We start from the raw sequence: 435 nt of genomic DNA, 5'->3' as shown, positions 1-435 counted from the left end.
TGAGCATCGTCGCGCAACTCGGACGGCGTCGGCGCATTCAGATCAACAAATGGCTCAAGACCAGCGTAGGTGTCTGAACGGGCCCTGGCAGGATGCGCTGGCGCAAAATGAGCATCGTCGCGCAACTCGGACGGCGTCGGCGCATTCAGATCAACAAATGGCTCAAGACCAGCGTAGGTGTCTGAACGAGCCCTGGCAGGATGCGCTGGCGCAAAATGAGCATCGTCGCGCAACTCGGACGGCGTCGGCGCATTCAGATCAACAAATGGCTCAAGACCAGCGTAGGTGTCTGAACGAGCCCTGGCAGGATGCGCCGGCGCAAAGTGAGCATCGTCGCGCAACTCGGACGGCGTCGGCGCATTCAGATCAACAAATGGCTCAAGACCAGCGTAGGTGTCTGAACGAGCCCTGGCAGGATGCGCCGGCGCAAAGTGA

The 435-nt window shown here is 60.2% G+C and carries 1 pseudogene; it reads right to left on the bottom strand.

The window, feature by feature from the left end:
• Positions 1–435 (bottom strand): annotated as a pseudogene (locus QJT78_RS52165) (hypothetical protein); the annotation flags it as partial.

This window comes from Bradyrhizobium sp. Mp27 (assembly GCF_029953005.1).
GTDB lineage: Bacteria > Pseudomonadota > Alphaproteobacteria > Rhizobiales > Xanthobacteraceae > Bradyrhizobium > Bradyrhizobium barranii.
Note: the sequence above shows the minus strand (reverse complement) of the source record. Positions and strands in the feature narration are given on the sequence as shown.